Here is a 15,216-nt window from a genome sequence, read left to right on the forward strand (position 1 = left end):
GCCGGCTCAGCTCCCGCTTCCGTACGCGGCCGCCGCGTCCTTCTCCAGCGCGGCCTGGGCGCCCGCGACGTCGCCCGGGTTCTTCAGGAAATCCTGGAGGTCCTTCCACTCGCCCTTGCCGGGGGTGCCGCCGAACGCCTGCGGGGCCTGGTCGGACATGTCGAAGCGGAAGTCGTCGCCGGACGCGATCAGCGACTTGGCGATCTTCTGCTGGACGCTGTTCGGGTACGCCGAGACGGGCACGTTCTTGTTCGGCGAGAGGTAGCCGCCCAGCTTGGCCTGGATGGTGGCCGCGTCCGGGGAGGCGAGGAAGGTCATCAGGGCCTGCGCCGCCTTGGAGTCCTTCAGTACGACCGCCGCGTCGCCGCCGGAGACCACGGGTGCGCTGGAGCCGACCGCCGGGAACGGGAACACCTTGGCGTCCGTGCCCACCTTCGCCTTGGTCTCACCGATGTTGACCTGCACGAAGTCGCCCTCGTAGACCATCGCGGCCTTCGGCTGGTCGCCGCCGGTGAAGGTCTGGGTGACCGAGTTCGGGAACTCGGTCTGGAGCGCGCCGTCCTGCCCGCCCGCCAGGTAGTCCTTCTTGCCCCAGATCTGCGCCAGCGTCCGCAGCGCCTGCTTCACCGAGGGATCGGTCCACTTGATCTTGTGCTGGGCGAGCTGGTCGTACTTCTCGGGCCCGGCCTGCGAGAGATAGACGTTCTCGAACCAGTCCGTCAGCGGCCAGCCGTCCGCGCCCGGCACCGAGAAGGGCGTGACCCCGGAGTCGTAGACGGCCTGCGCGGTCGTCAGCAGGTCCTTCCACGTCGTGGGTTCCTTGGCGCCCGCGTTCTCGAAGACCTTGGCGTTGTACCAGATGAGCGACTTGTTGGCGGCCTTGTAGTAGACGCCGTACTGCTTGCCGTTCACCTTGCCGATGTCCTGCCAGCCCTGCGAGTAGTTCTTCTGGACCTCCTTGAGCGCGTCCGGCCCGACCGGCTTGGCCCAGCCCTTGTCCACGGCCTGCTTGATGGCGCCGGGCTGCGGCAGCATCGCGATGTCCGGCGGCTGGCCGCCCGCGATCTTGGAGCCGAGGAAGTTGATGATCGGGTCCTGCGCGGGCACGAAGGTGACCTTCGCGCCGGTCCGCTTCTCGAACTCCGCCAGGACCTTCTTGAAGTTCGTCTGCTCCTGCCCGGTCCACACGGCCGCGATCTCCAGATGCGCGCCGTCCAGCTTGGGCAGGGACACGGAGCCGCCGGTGGACGGCGCGCTCCCCTTGCCGCCCTTGTCGTCGCCGCCCCCGCCGGAGCACGCGCCGAGTACAAGGCCCCCGCGAGCAACGCGGCGACCGCGCCGGCGGCCCGGCCGGTCCGGATGGTGCTGCTCCTGCTGTGCATCACTTCCCCGTTCGTCGTTCTCCGCCGCGCACCGCGCACGTCCGCGCACCCTCGCCGTCCGTGCATGGTGAACGCCGGAACACTGTCCGTGCGCTCCGGTGTACGCGGGCCGTGGAGGCGGGGCAAGAGCGCCTGCGTCCGGGAAGGGGTGATCGTGACCGGGTCGTGATCAGGAGCGTATGCGCCGTGATCCAGGGCGAGTTGGGGCTGACCGGCGCCTACAGCAGCGAGGGCGCGCGGGTGGCCGCGACCTGGCGGGCGGCGCGTTCCACGGCACTGGCCAGCAGGGCCAGGTCGGTGGGGCCGTTGCCGAGTTCGCGGACGGGGCGGCGGGTGGGGGGATCGCCCATGCGGTGCCAGTCCAGCGGGACGACCGTGGGGCGCTGGGTCGCGGTGCGCGGGATGCGGCCGGTGACCCGGCCCGCCTGGAACGCCACAGAAGGGGCGTCCAGGTGCACCAACTCGCCCCGGCCCGGGGCCGGTTCGTCGGGACCCTGCTGGGGCGCCGCGAGCCGGATGCGGAGGGTCGCCCGGCGGGCCGGTTCGCTGTCCGCCGTACGGCCGTCCGTGCCGGCCGCCGCCACCAGGTGCACGCCGAGCCGCTCGCCCTCCCGGGCCACCGCCTCCAGGGCCCGGGTCACCGAACCGGCGGCGGGCCGGCCCGGGGCGCCGAGCGCGGGGGAGACCAGCGCGTCCAGATCGTCGACGACCACCACGAGCCGGGGCAACGGCGGTACCGCCTCGGCGCGTTGGCGTGCCGCCGCGCCCGGACGCAGCCGCAGCGTGGAGCTGGGCGGCGCCTCGATGTCGCCCGCGCCGGGCGGGGTGCGCTGGGCGATGATCCGGCCGGGCGCCGCCCGCCCCGCGTGCCACTGCGCGAAGTCGGTCCGGCCCAGCAGCTCCGCGCGCCGCTTCAGCTCGGCGGTGAGCGACTGCGCGAACTCCCGCATGCGCACCGGGTCGTTGGCGATCAGGTGGGTCGTCACATGGGGTATCTCCACGCAGACCCGCAGCCCCTCGTTGCGCCCGTTGCCGGTGCCCACGCCGTCCCGGCCGTCGATGAGCACCACGCCCAGCCGGTCCGGGCGTTCGGCCGCGGCCAGCGCGGCCACCAGGGCCCGCAGCAGCTCGGTACGGCCGCTGCCCGCCGGGCCCTCGATCAGCAGATGCGGTCCGTCGGTCACCAGGTCCGCGGTGACCGGGCCGTGCGGACCGGCGCCCAGCACGGCACGCGCCCGGCCGCCCAGTGCCGCCGGATCGTCGGCCGCGTCCGCCCAGCGGGCCATCAGCGAGGCCGGGGTGGCCCGGGCCAGGCCCAGCTCGTCGAGCAGCCGCGCCGACTGCGGCAGCGGCGCCGCCACCCGCGCGTGCCCGGCACCGGCCGGGCCGTCCGGCCGCAGCGGGGCCAGCGCCCGCGCGAACCGCTCCGCCCATGCCGGGGACACCGCGTCCACGGTGGCGGGCACCCCGGGCGACACCGGCCCGCTCGGCGCGACGCGCATCAGCTGGAGGGTGCCGGCCACATCGCCGCTGAGCAGGGCCACGGCCCCGCAGTGCCGGAGCGTCGGGGTCACGGCGCACGCCGCGTCGTACGTACGGGCCACCGGGGAGGACGCCGAGGACGCGGACACCTCCGCCAGGCACAGCACGTGCACCCCGGCCCGGGGGCCCACCGCGGCGAGCCGGGCCAGGGCCTCCTGGAGCCCGGTCCCGCCGGGGTCGCCGTCCACCACGACCACCGTGTAGGGGCCGGGGAAGCCGGTGCCGCCGAGCTCGGCCTCGTCCTTGGCCCAGGAGGGGCGGCGGGGGACCCGGGGCGGCGTGCCGAAAGCGGGGGAGAGGGTGCCGGGGGCCGGACCGCCGAGGGGACCGGCGGGCGTGCCGGGCGTGCCGGGGGCCTGGCTCTGGTGGGGGATCGGCGGGGTGTCGTACGGCCCCGGGCGCGACCGGGCTCCCGAACTCCCCGTGCTCTGCGCCGGGATCGGATGCGGCCGGGCGGTCCCCGCGCCGCGCGCCGTGAGGTCGTCCACCCGGCGCAGCAGCTCCTCCGCGCGGGCGGCGGCCTGTTCGCGGTCGTAGGCCAGCAGCAGGCGGCAGTCCTGGCCGTGGTTCGGCCGGACATGCGGCAGCCAGCCGAGCCAGGACCACTCGGCCGCGCGCTCCGCCACCGGGCGGGAGCCGTCCGCGCTGATCAGCACGATCTCCAGCAGATCGGGGGAGTGCAGCGCGGCGAGCTGGGCCAGCACCGCGCGGGCCAGCCCGGACAGCCGGGGCCGGGGTCCGGCCAGGCCCAGCGCGCCCGTCTCGCGCAGCGCGGCGGTCACCGGCACGGCGGGCAGCAGGCCCGAGCCGTCCGGCGCGCTCCGGTCGGCGGTGCCGAGCCGCACGGCCAGCGCCTCCGGGTGGCCGGGGCCGCGCTCCCACAGCCGGGGGCCGGGGCCGAGCGCGGTGAGCAGCAGCGCGGCGGGGTCCGGCCAGGTGTCGGGCCGTCGCGGAACCCCGGTGTCCGGGGCGCCGACGGCCGGGACCCCCTCGCCGTACGGCGCAGCGCCGTCCGCCGGCTCCGCGCGCCCCCCGGCCAGCCGCCGGGCCCAGGCGCCGAGCCCGCCCCGGCGCCGGGCGCTCTGCGTCTCGCCGCCGACCCCGAACCGGCCCGCGTGGGTGTCGCCGTCCCGTCCTGCGGTTCCCGCGTCCGCGACGCCCCAGGAGGCGGAGCCGTAGGCGTGCCCGGTGTCCGCCGCGGCGCCCGACGGCGGCTGCGGACCCAGTGGACCGGCCCCGGCCCCCGCGACCGGCGCGGACGGGAACCCGGCGTCCGGCGTGTCCGCGCCGGGAGCGACGCGCAGGCAGCCCTCGCCGTCCGCGACCACCGGCACCCGCACCCGCGGGCCCCCGGGCGCGACCCGCAGCGCCGACTCCCCGATCCGCAGCAGGCCCCCGGCGGGGACCCGCACCGCCCGGTCCCCGATGCGGGTGCCGTCCAGCGTCGTACCGTTCGTGGAATTCAGGTCCGCCACGGACACCCGGCCGTCCGCGCCCACCGTCACCGCGCAGTGCAGCCGCGACACATCGGGATCGTCCAGCGGCACGTCCGCGTCCGCGGAGCGCCCGACCGTGATCCGGCCGCCGTGCAGCAGATGGACCCCGCCCGCGTCCGGCCCCGCCACCACATGCAGCTGGGTGGGCGCGTCGTCCAGCTCGGGATGCGGCTCGGCGGCCAGGGGCGCGCCCAGGGCCAGGACGGCGCCGTCCACCAGCGGCGGCTCCCCGAGCACGGCGCGGCGCGGATCCAGCCGCTCCCCGCCGGCGTACAGCACGACCGCCGCGCCCCCGGTGTCGCGGCCCGCGCCCTCCCCGGTGACCGCCCCGGCCAGCGCGGACGCGACCGCGGCGAGGTCGGTGCCCGCGGGCGCCGTGACCAGCACGTCGCGGCTCGTGCCCCGCTGCGGGGGCGGGCCCGGCGGGTCTACGACGGTCAGCCGGATCTGCATCGGCGTCAGCGGTCCCTTCTGCGCGGGTCTGCGCGGGCGCGGACTACCCCCCACCCCACACGAGCACGTCGGCCAGTACTCGGAGCATCCTCGCACCTGCCGCCGACACCGCGCCCGCCACCCGGTGCGAAGTGATCTTGATTGGTCGGCTCTGACCCCAAAAGTGCCTGACATGGACCACGAAGGCGATCAGTTGAGATCGGCCACGTCCCCTCTTCTGGCCGCTTCCGTTGGCTTCCGTCGGCTTGACGGCTGTTCGCGGCCGCTGCCACCGGCTTCGGGCAACCACGGACGAACGACACGCGTCTTTCCTTCGAGCCCGCCCGGGAACGCTTACGTGGCGTCCCGCCCGGCCCCACTACAGTGGTGCGGAACATCCGGAACGCAGGCAAGCAGCATCAGCAAGCAGCAGGGAGCGCGTGACGTGCGGCCAGTCGGCAGCAAGTACCTGCTTGAGGAGCCGCTCGGACGCGGCGCCACAGGCACCGTCTGGCGTGCCCGCCAGCGCGAGACCGCGGGCGCGGAGGCGGCCGTCGCCGGCCAGCCGGGCGAAACGGTCGCGATCAAGGTCTTGAAGGAAGAGCTGGCGAGCGACCCGGACATCGTGATGCGCTTCCTGCGCGAGCGCTCCGTCCTGCTCCGGCTCACCCACCCGAACATCGTCCGGGTCCGCGACCTGGTCGTGGAGGGCGAGCTGCTGGCGCTGGTCATGGACCTGGTCGACGGCCCCGACCTGCACCGCTACCTGCGCGAGAACGGCCCCCTGACGCCGGTCGCCGCCGCCCTGCTGACCGCGCAGGTCGCCGACGCGCTCGCCGTGAGCCACCGCGACGGCGTCGTGCACCGCGACCTGAAGCCCGCCAACGTGCTGCTGCGGCAGCGGGACGGCGAGATGCACCCGATGCTGACCGACTTCGGCATCGCCCGCCTCGCCGACTCCCCGGGCCTGACCCGCACCCAGGAGTTCGTCGGCACGCCCGCCTACGTCGCCCCGGAGTCCGCCGAGGGCCGCCCGCAGACCTCCGCCGTCGACGTCTACGGCGCCGGCATCCTGCTGTACGAGCTGGTCACCGGCCGTCCACCGTTCTCCGGCGCCACCTCGCTGGAGGTGCTGCACCAGCACCTCAGCGCCGAGGCGCGCCGGCCCTCCACCGTGCCGGACCCGCTGTGGACGGTGATCGAGCGCTGCCTGCGCAAGAACCCCCTGGAGCGGCCCAGCGCCGAGAACCTCGCGCGCGCCCTGCGGGTCGTCGCCGAGGGCATCGGGGTGCACGCGAACTCCGCCCAGATCGCGGCGGCCGAGGGCGTCGGCGCGCTGCTGGCCCCCGACCCGGCCCCGACCTCGGTGCCGGGCGAGCCGGGCATCGCCGGCGCGGCGGACCCCACGCAGGTGCTGCCGACCGGGTCCCCGCAGGGCTCGTACGACCCGAACGGCGCCACCAGCGTCCTGCCGCACACCGCGGGGCCCACCGGTGCCGCCGACCCCACCGCCGTCCTGCCGCACACCGGCGCGGCCGATCCGACGGCCGTGCTCCCGAACACCGGACCGCAGGGCGCCGGGCCCGACCAGCCGCACCCCTGGCAGAACCAGCTGCGGGCCGCCCGGGACCGCAATGAGCAGACGCAGATCCAGTACCTCTCCCCGGAGGACGACCCGCTGCACCACCGGCCCCAACGGCAGGTGGCCCGCCCGCAGCAGCAGCCGCGGCAGGCGCCGCAGCCGCGCCCCCAGCAGCCGCAGCAGCGCGGCCGGCAGCAGGGGCAGGGCCAGGGCCAGCAGGGGTATCAGCAGGGGTACGGCTACGCGACCCAGCAGCCGCAGCAGCACCAGCCGCAGCGCCGGCCCCAGCAGTACGACCCGCCGCCGCAGCCGCAGCGGCCCGCGCGGGAGCCCAGGGCGCCGCGGCAGCGCAGCGCCAACCCGATGAAGATCCCCGGGCTCGGCTGCCTGAAGGGCTGCCTGTTCACGATCGTCATCCTGGTGGTGGCGAGCTGGCTGATCTGGGAGCTGACCCCGCTGCACACCTGGGTCGGCCAGGGCCGCGGCTACTGGCACGAGCTGTCCCACTGGGCGAACCAGGCGGGCCGCTGGATGAAGGACCTGGGCGGCGGCAACTGACCCGTCAGGTTGGAGATTTGTCGACATCTGGCGGGTGATTTCCGCCGCCGCGGTGAAGGTTGGCTCGCCGGACGCGTAGTTTTAACGACAACACGCGTCTGTAGGAGCAGTCTTGGCACGGAAGATCGGCAGCCGGTACACCGCGCACCAGATCCTGGGACGGGGCAGCGCCGGCACGGTGTGGCTGGGCGAGGGGCCCGAGGGTCCCGTCGCGATCAAGCTGCTGCGGGAGGACCTCGCCTCGGACCAGGAGCTGGTCGGGCGCTTCGTCCAGGAGCGCACGGCGCTGCTCGGGCTGGAGCACCCGCACATCGTCACCGTGCGCGACCTCGTCGTCGACGGCAATGACCTGGCCCTGGTGATGGACCTGGTGCGCGGCACCGATCTGCGCACCCGCCTCGAACGGGAGCGCAGGCTCGCTCCCGAGGCCGCGGTGGCGATCGTCGCCGATGTCGCGGACGCGCTGGCCGCGGCGCACGCGGCGGGGGTCGTGCACCGGGACGTCAAGCCGGAGAACGTGCTGCTCGACATGCAGGGCCCGCTCGGCCCCGGCGGCGCGCACCCCGCGCTGCTGACCGACTTCGGGGTGGCCAAGCTGATCGACGCGCCGCGCCGGACGCGCGCCACGAAGATCATCGGTACGCCGGACTACCTGGCCCCGAGATCGTCGAGGGGCTGCCCCCGCGGGCCTCCGTGGACATCTACGCGCTGGCCACGGTGCTGTACGAGCTGCTGGCGGGCTTCACCCCCTTCGGCGGCGGCCACCCGGGCGCGGTGCTGCGCCGCCATGTCACCGAGACGGTGGTCCCCCTCCCCGGCATCCCCGAGGAGCTGTGGCAGCTGATCGTGCAGTGCCTCGCCAAGGCACCCGCCTCCCGGCTGCGGGCGTCCGAACTGGCGGCGCGGCTGCGGGAGCAGTTGCCGACGCTGGCCGGGCTGCCGCCGCTGGACGTGGACGAGCCGGACCTCTCCGAGGAGGCGGCCGAGGAGGAACCGGCGGCGCCCGCGGCTCCGGCGGGGGGTGCGCCGGTACGACGACGGGGCGCGGTCTCCCTCGTCCAGGGCGCCCGGCCCGACTCCAACCGCGACACCCACACGTCGATGCGGGTGCCCGCCCCCGACGAGCTGGCCGGCGGCGCGCACGGCACGGCCCGGGCACCGCGTCCGGCGGGAGCCCCCCGGCCGGGCTCGGCGAAACACCGCGCGGCGGTTCGGCGGCGCCGGATCACGCTGGGGGTGGCCGGGGTGGCGGTGGCGGCGCTGGTGTCGGTCGGCGCGTGGTGGGCGACGTCGGACTCCCCGGCGGACTCCCCGCGCCCGGCGTCCACGTCGTCCGCCCCCTGACCCCGGCGCGGCGGAGGTCGCTTGCCACAGCCGTTACGCTTGAACCGTGGCAGTCGTCGATGTATCCGAAGAGCTGAAGTCCCTCTCCTCGACCATGGAGTCGATCGAGGCCGTCCTGGACCTCGACAAGATGAGGGCAGATATCGCCGCGCTTGAGGAGCAGGCGGCGGTCCCGTCCCTGTGGGACAACCCGGACGAGGCGCAGAAGATCACCAGCAAGCTCTCCCACCTCCAGGCCGAGGTCAGGAAGGCGGAGGCGCTGCGCGGTCGCATCGACGACCTCTCGGTCCTCTTCGAGATGGCCGAGGAGGAGGACGACCCGGACACCCGCGCCGAGGCCGAGTCCGAGCTGGCCTCCGTACGCAAGGCGCTGGACGAGATGGAGGTCCGTACCCTCCTGTCCGGCGAGTACGACTCCCGCGAGGCCCTGGTCAACATCCGCGCCGAGGCCGGGGGCGTCGACGCCGCCGACTTCGCCGAGAAGCTCCAGCGCATGTACCTGCGCTGGGCCGAGCAGCGCGGCTACAAGACGGAGCTCATCGAGACGTCGTACGCCGAAGAGGCCGGCATCAAGTCGACCACCTTCTCCGTGCAGGCGCCGTACGCCTACGGCACCCTCTCCGTCGAGCAGGGCACCCACCGCCTGGTGCGCATCTCGCCCTTCGACAACCAGGGCCGCCGCCAGACCTCCTTCGCCGGTGTCGAGGTGCTGCCCGTGGTCGAGCAGTCCGACCACGTCGAGATCGACGAGTCCGAGCTGCGGATCGACGTCTACCGTTCCTCCGGTCCCGGTGGCCAGGGCGTCAACACGACCGACTCCGCGGTCCGCATCACCCACCTGCCCACCGGCATCGTGGTCTCCTGCCAGAACGAGCGGTCGCAGATCCAGAACCGCGCCACCGCGATGAACGTCCTCCAGGCCAAGCTGCTGGAGCGCCGCCGCCAGGAGGAGCAGGCCAGGATGGACGCCCTGAAGGGCGACGGCGGCAACTCCTGGGGCAACCAGATGCGTTCGTACGTGCTCCACCCGTACCAGATGGTCAAGGACCTGCGCACCGAGCACGAGGTCGGCAACCCCGAGGCCGTGTTCAACGGCGAGATCGACGGTTTCCTGGAAGCCGGAATTCGCTGGCGCAAGCAGCAGGAGAAGTAACTTTGTCGACATGACAACTGCCGCCCGAGTGGCGGCAGTTGTTGTTTTGTCTGGCTTTTACATCACAGTCACACGCGCCAAATCCCCCTGAAAGCCCTCCGGTTCGGGCAAAGCGGCCAGAACGCCCTTGACGTTGCTATGAAAAATCGGAAGGGTGAGCGCGGCATGCGTGTAACTGGGGAGCATGTGAACCGGGGGCGCCGAATCGCTCGACCTTGATTCGGGCTTCGTCAGCTGCCTCCGTCGATCACGGCCAGCCCCATCGCGCGGCCTCCTTGACGAACAGCTACTGGGGGTAGCAGCCATATGACGAAGAAGACGCGGATCCGGGTCGCGCGGATAGCCGCGGGCGCCGTGATCGCGGCCGGTGCGTCCCTGACGGCCGCCGGTGCGGCCTCCGCCCTGGACCTCGATGTCCACGCGGGCCCGATCAACCTCGGTGTGAAGGCCGACGACCCCTGCGACCCGGTGGGAGTCTGCGACTCCACCGGTGGGGACCCCTCCACCACGGGTGGCGACCCGTCCACGACCGGTGGGGACCCGTCCACGACGGGCGGTGACCCCTCCACGACCGGCGGCGACCCGTCCACCACGGGCGGCGACCCCTCCACCACCGGCGGGGACCCGTCCACGACCGGTGGGGACCCGTCCACCACGGGCGGCGACCCCTCCACGACCGGCGGGGACCCGTCCACCACCGGTGGGGACCCCTCCACCACGGGCGGCGACCCCTCCACCACGGGTGGCGACCCGTCCACGACGGGCGGTGACCCCTCCACGACCGGCGGCGACCCGTCCACCACGGGCGGCGACCCCTCCACGACCGGCGGCAGCGGAAGCTCCGGCGGCCAGGGCAACTCCGGCGGCACCGGCGGCGGCGGTCACCACGGCGGGGGCACCGGCGGCGGCGGTCACCACGGTGGCGGCACCGGCGGCGGCTCCGGCACCGGTGGCGACAGCCCGCAGGGCGGCGGCAACGACAACGCCACCCAGGAGGAGGGCTCCTCGGCGCTCACCAACACCGGGTCGGACAGCCCGCAGCCGCAGACCGGCGGCAAGCAGCTCGCCGAGACCGGTGCCGGGCAGACCACGTTCCTGGTCATCGGCGCCGCGACGATGATCGCCGGCGGCATCGGCTTCCGTATCCTGCCGCGCCTGGCGGGCCGGGGCGGCGCGGCCGCCTGACGGCAGCCGGGCGGTAGCCGCCCGCGCACCCGGCGCACGCGCAAGGGCCCGGAGCATCCGCTCCGGGCCCTGACGGGTTTCTGGGGCTTTTCTCGGCCGCTTCTTACCTGGTCAGGCCGTCTGGTGGGCCAGCAGCGCCACCGCGGCGATCAGCACCGCGAGCAGCGCGATCAGCGCCATCGGGTTGACCCCGCCCAGGAAGCCCTCCTGCTGAAGACGCGCGCGGTTGGCACGGCACACCGGGCACCGGCCCTCGCTCACGGGCGCCGCGCAGTTCGCGCACACCAACCGGTCGTACGTCATGCGCTCGCCCTCCTCGCACCGGCCGTATCACTTCGTACAACGCTCACCAGAACGCGAACGTTCCCCTCCCACTGTGCCAGTTTCCGTCGCGCCGTGCGCGGGGCAAAAGCGTACAAGTCTTGCCCAACCTCAGCCTGCGCCTGCGCTTGCGCACCCGGTTCGCGTATGGTCACGCTCATCTACCCCCGGCGACCCGTGGTGCATCCGTGATCCGATTCGACAATGTCTCCAAGGTCTACCCCAAGCAGACCCGTCCCGCACTCAGGGATGTCTCCCTGGAAGTGGAAAAGGGCGAGTTCGTCTTCCTCGTGGGGTCCTCCGGCTCCGGAAAGTCCACTTTTCTGCGGCTGGTCCTCCGTGAGGAGCGGTGCAGTCACGGCCAGGTGCACGTGCTGGGCAAGGACCTCGCCCGCCTCTCCAACTGGAAGGTGCCGCAGATGCGCCGCCAGCTGGGGACCGTCTTCCAGGACTTCCGCCTGCTGCCCAACAAGACGGTCGCGGAGAACGTGGCCTTCGCGCAGGAGGTGATCGGCAAGTCCCGCGGCGAGATCCGCAAGTCCGTGCCCCAGGTGCTCGACCTCGTCGGCCTCGGCGGCAAGGAGGACCGGATGCCCGGCGAGCTGTCCGGCGGTGAGCAGCAGCGGGTGGCCATCGCGCGCGCGTTCGTCAACCGGCCCAAGCTGCTGATCGCCGACGAGCCCACCGGCAACCTCGACCCGCAGACCTCCGTCGGCATCATGAAGCTGCTCGACCGGATCAACCGGACGGGCACCACCGTCATCATGGCGACGCACGACCAGAACATCGTGGACCAGATGCGCAAGCGCGTCATCGAGCTGGAGAAGGGCCGCCTCGTCCGCGACCAGACCCGCGGCGTCTACGGCTACCAGCACTGACCGCGCGCCCCAGTTCGTCCACGGAAAGGCACAACCCGACGCCATGCGCCCCCAGTTCGTCCTGTCGGAGATCGGTGTCGGTCTCCGCCGCAATCTGACGATGACCTTCGCGGTCATCGTCTCCGTCGCCCTGTCCCTGGCCCTGTTCGGCGGCTCGCTGCTGATGAGCGACCAGGTGAGCACCATGAAGGGCTACTGGTACGACAAGGTCAACGTCTCGATCTTCCTGTGCAACAAGCACGACGCCGAGCAGGACGTGCACTGCGCCAAGGGCGCGGTCACCGAGGACCAGAAGAAGCAGATCCTCTCCGACCTGCAGAAGATGCCGATCGTCGAGAAGGTGTCGTACGAGTCGCAGGACCAGGCGTACAAGCACTACAAGGAGCAGTTCGGCAACTCCCCGCTGGCCGGCTCGCTGACGCCGGACCAGATGCAGGAGTCGTACCGGATCAAGCTCAAGGACCCGCAGAAGTACCAGGTGGTCGCGACCGCGTTCAACGGGCGCGACGGCGTGCAGTCGGTGCAGGACCAGAAGGGCATCCTGGACAACCTCTTCCAGCTGCTCAACCTGATGAACCGGGGCGCGCTCGGCGTGATGGCGCTCATGCTGTTCGTGGCGCTGCTGCTGATCGTCAACACCGTGCGCGTGTCGGCGTTCAGCCGTCGGCGTGAGACCGGGATCATGCGCCTGGTCGGCGCCTCCGGCTTCTACATCCAGGCGCCGTTCATCGCCGAGGCCGCGGTCGCCGGGCTCATCGGCGGTGGCCTCGCCTGCGTCTTCCTGGTGGTCGGCCGGTACTTCACCATCGACCACGGCATGGACCTGTCGCACAAGCTGACGCTGATCAACTTCGTCGGCTGGGACTCGGTGCTGACCAAGCTGCCGCTGATCCTCGCGACCAGTGTGCTGATGCCGGCCCTGGCCGCGTTCTTCGCGCTGCGCAAGTACCTGAAGGTGTGACGCAAACCAAGGCGGTGGGCGGGGCAACGGGCCGTGACGAGGGGCCCGTTGTCCTAGACTCACCGCCATGTCCGGCCGAGACCCGCTCTGTCCGCCTCGGCGCGCCCGCCAAGGGGCCGCGCTGACCTTGGTCTTCGCCGGAGTCATCGTCGCCGGAGCGGTCACCGGGGCCTTCCCGGACCCGGACCACACCGCCCGCCGTACGACGACGGTGCCCGTGGGCGCCGTACGCGACGAGGGCGTACGGGAGGCCGCCGCGCGCGCGATGGCCGACGGCACGTCCCCCATGGAGGCCGCCGAGCGGGCCGTCAGCCGCAGCGGGGACCGCTGGGGCGCCGTCTACTCCGAGGGCGAGTACCAGGAGTTCCAGGACTCCCTCGACGGCCGCTACACCGGCGTCGGCCTCTCCGCGGCGCGCGAGCAGGACGGCCGTATCGAGGTCACCGGGGTGCGGCCCGGCTCGCCCGCCGCCGCGGCCGGCATCCGCACCGGCGACCGGCTGCGCAGTGTCGACGGCGCCCGCGCCGACGGCCTCCCGGTCACCGAGGTGGTCGCCCGGCTGCGCGGCGACGCCGACGACGCGCCCGCCGGCACGACCGTCACGCTCGGCCTCCAGCGCGGCACCCGCGCCTGGTCCGAGAACCTGCGCCGGACGACGCTGACCACCGACTCGGTGAGCGTGCGCCGGCTGTCCGTGCGGACCACCCTGATCAGGATCGCCGCCTTCACCAAGGGCACCGGCGCCCAGGTCCGCGAGGCCCTGCGGGCCGCCCCGGCCGGCGACGGGATCGTGCTGGACCTGCGCGGCAACTCCGGCGGCCTGGTCACCGAGGCCGTGGCCACCGCCTCCGCCTTCCTGGACGGCGGCCTGGTCGCCACCTACGACGTCGACGGCGCCCAGCGCGCCCTGCACGCCACGCCCGGCGGGGACACCGCCCGCCCCCTGGTCGCCCTGGTCGACGGCGGCACCATGAGCGCGGCCGAACTGCTCACCGGCGCCCTCCAGGACCGGGGCCGCGCGGTGGTGATCGGCTCCCGCACCTTCGGCAAGGGCTCCATCCAGATGCCGACGAACCTCCCCGACGGCTCGGTGGCCGAGCTGACCGTGGGCCACTACCGCACCCCCTGCGGGCACGCGGTCGACGGCCGGGGCATCACGCCGGACCTGGAGGCCGGGGACGGCGTCCTGGAGCGCGCCGAGACCGTGCTCGCCGGCCTGGGCGACGCCGATTAAGGGCTGGCCGCGAGCCCCCCTCGTAGTGCGAAAATGGACGGCACTATGAGCAAGGGAATGTACGTACCGAAGGAGTCCCAGCCCAAGCAGGGCGGCGGGGCGGGCAAGACCAGGGACGGCGAGAAGGGCGGCAAGCGCAAGATCGTCGCCCAGAACAAGAAGGCCCGGCACGACTACGCGATCATCGACACCTTCGAGGCCGGGCTCGTGCTCACCGGCACCGAGGTCAAGTCGCTGCGCGAGGGCCGGACCTCGCTGACCGACGGATTCGTCCAGATCGACCGGGGCGAGGCATGGCTGCACAACGCCCATATCCCCGAGTATCACCAGGGCAGCTGGACCAACCACTCCGCGCGCCGCAAGCGCAAGCTGCTGCTGCACCGCGAGGAGATCGACAAGCTGGAGTCCAAGGCCCAGGAGACCGGTCACACCATCGTGCCGCTCGCCCTGTACTTCCGGGACGGCCGCGCGAAGGCCGAGATCGCGCTCGCCCGGGGCAAGAAGGAGTACGACAAGCGGCAGACCCTGCGCGAGCAGCAGGACCGGCGCGAGTCGGACCGCGCCATCGCGGCGGCGAAGCGCAGGCAGCGCGGCGTGTAGGGGGAATACGGTGGCACGGGGCCGCGTTGTTCCCGTACGATGGCGGCAGCATCGGACGACAGTCCGGTGCGCACCTTGAAAAAACAACATGGGGATGATCGGTTTCGACAGCGGCTGTCGAAGCAGGGGAAGCGTGTCGAGGAAGCGGCCATGATCTCGTAAACCACAGGCCGAAACCAATAATCGCCAACACCAAGCGCGATTCCTTCGCCCTCGCTGCCTAAGTAGCGACTTGCGAAGTGTCAGCCCGGGGCTGTTCCCGACCCGGATCCTGGCATCAGCTAGGGGACTAAACCTTGATCCCGGTCACGGGGTGAAGAGGGAAATCAAACAGTGACTGAGCCCGTCGGCGACTTGTTCGCGTGATCGCCGGGGCTGAGAAAATCACAGCGAACTGCACACGGAGAAGCCCTGATTCCGCACCGTTGGACGCGGGTTCGATTCCCGCCATCTCCACGAGCCTCCTGCGGGAGGCAACCCCATGTGGGCAAAGGCCCCGTCGCTTCACGCGGCGGGGCCTTTGCCATGCGCCGGGACGGCGGCCCCGT

9 protein-coding genes, 1 other RNA gene and 2 pseudogenes are annotated in these 15,216 nt (G+C 72.9%); 9 read left to right on the forward strand and 3 right to left on the reverse strand.

Annotation, left to right across the window (positions count from 1 at the left end; all coding sequences use genetic code 11):
* Positions 1-6: 6 nt before the first annotated feature.
* Together GHR20_RS22300 and GHR20_RS22305 are read right to left on the reverse strand one after the other, a co-directional pair.
* Positions 7-1,382, reverse strand: a pseudogene (locus tag GHR20_RS22300) (ABC transporter substrate-binding protein).
* A 218-nt stretch (positions 1,383-1,600) separates the two neighbouring features.
* On the reverse strand, positions 1,601-4,873 hold the full coding sequence (locus GHR20_RS22305) for an FHA domain-containing protein (protein ID WP_153814175.1): 3,273 nt from the start codon (positions 4,871-4,873) through the stop codon (positions 1,601-1,603).
* Positions 4,874-5,297: 424 nt separating this feature from the next.
* Between GHR20_RS22305 and GHR20_RS22310 the strand changes: the two genes are divergently transcribed.
* The 4 genes and pseudogenes from GHR20_RS22310 (at position 5,298) to GHR20_RS22325 (ending at position 10,674) form a co-directional block, all read left to right on the forward strand.
* Positions 5,298-6,992 carry a serine/threonine-protein kinase gene (locus GHR20_RS22310; protein ID WP_153814176.1) on the forward strand — a complete coding sequence of 565 codons (1,695 nt, stop codon included), beginning with the start codon at positions 5,298-5,300 and terminating at the stop codon, positions 6,990-6,992.
* A gap of 112 nt (positions 6,993-7,104) precedes the next feature.
* A pseudogene (locus GHR20_RS22315) lies at positions 7,105-8,336 on the forward strand (serine/threonine-protein kinase).
* Positions 8,337-8,382: 46 nt separating this feature from the next.
* Positions 8,383-9,489, forward strand: a complete 1,107-nt coding sequence (gene prfB / locus GHR20_RS22320; protein ID WP_148024621.1) for a peptide chain release factor 2 — start codon at positions 8,383-8,385, stop codon at positions 9,487-9,489.
* A gap of 306 nt (positions 9,490-9,795) precedes the next feature.
* Positions 9,796-10,674, forward strand: coding sequence for a hypothetical protein (locus GHR20_RS22325; RefSeq protein ID WP_153814177.1), 879 nt, complete (start codon positions 9,796-9,798; stop codon positions 10,672-10,674).
* 111 nt (positions 10,675-10,785) lie between these two features.
* Here GHR20_RS22325 and GHR20_RS22330 read toward each other — a convergent pair whose 3' ends face one another.
* On the reverse strand, positions 10,786-10,977 hold the full coding sequence (locus tag GHR20_RS22330) for a hypothetical protein (protein ID WP_111584361.1): 192 nt from the start codon (positions 10,975-10,977) through the stop codon (positions 10,786-10,788).
* Between the two features lie 206 nt (positions 10,978-11,183).
* On the opposite strand from GHR20_RS22330, the gene ftsE reads away from it, so the two are divergent.
* From ftsE to ssrA, 5 genes are all read left to right on the forward strand, one after another.
* Positions 11,184-11,873: a cell division ATP-binding protein FtsE gene (ftsE, locus tag GHR20_RS22335; RefSeq protein ID WP_037651391.1), complete on the forward strand. Its 690-nt coding sequence runs from the start codon at positions 11,184-11,186 to the stop codon at positions 11,871-11,873.
* 43 nt (positions 11,874-11,916) lie between these two features.
* Positions 11,917-12,834 carry a permease-like cell division protein FtsX gene (gene ftsX, locus GHR20_RS22340; protein WP_037651393.1) on the forward strand — a complete coding sequence of 306 codons (918 nt, stop codon included), beginning with the start codon at positions 11,917-11,919 and terminating at the stop codon, positions 12,832-12,834.
* A gap of 67 nt (positions 12,835-12,901) precedes the next feature.
* On the forward strand, positions 12,902-14,068 hold the full coding sequence (locus GHR20_RS22345) for a S41 family peptidase (protein ID WP_194858958.1): 1,167 nt from the start codon (positions 12,902-12,904) through the stop codon (positions 14,066-14,068).
* A 57-nt stretch (positions 14,069-14,125) separates the two neighbouring features.
* Positions 14,126-14,668, forward strand: a complete 543-nt coding sequence (gene smpB / locus GHR20_RS22350) for an SsrA-binding protein SmpB (RefSeq protein WP_148024701.1) — start codon at positions 14,126-14,128, stop codon at positions 14,666-14,668.
* 90 nt (positions 14,669-14,758) lie between these two features.
* Positions 14,759-15,127: a transfer-messenger RNA gene (gene ssrA / locus GHR20_RS22355) on the forward strand.
* Positions 15,128-15,216: the final 89 nt, after the last annotated feature.

Source organism: Streptomyces sp. SUK 48, assembly GCF_009650765.1.
In the GTDB taxonomy this organism is placed as follows: domain Bacteria; phylum Actinomycetota; class Actinomycetes; order Streptomycetales; family Streptomycetaceae; genus Streptomyces.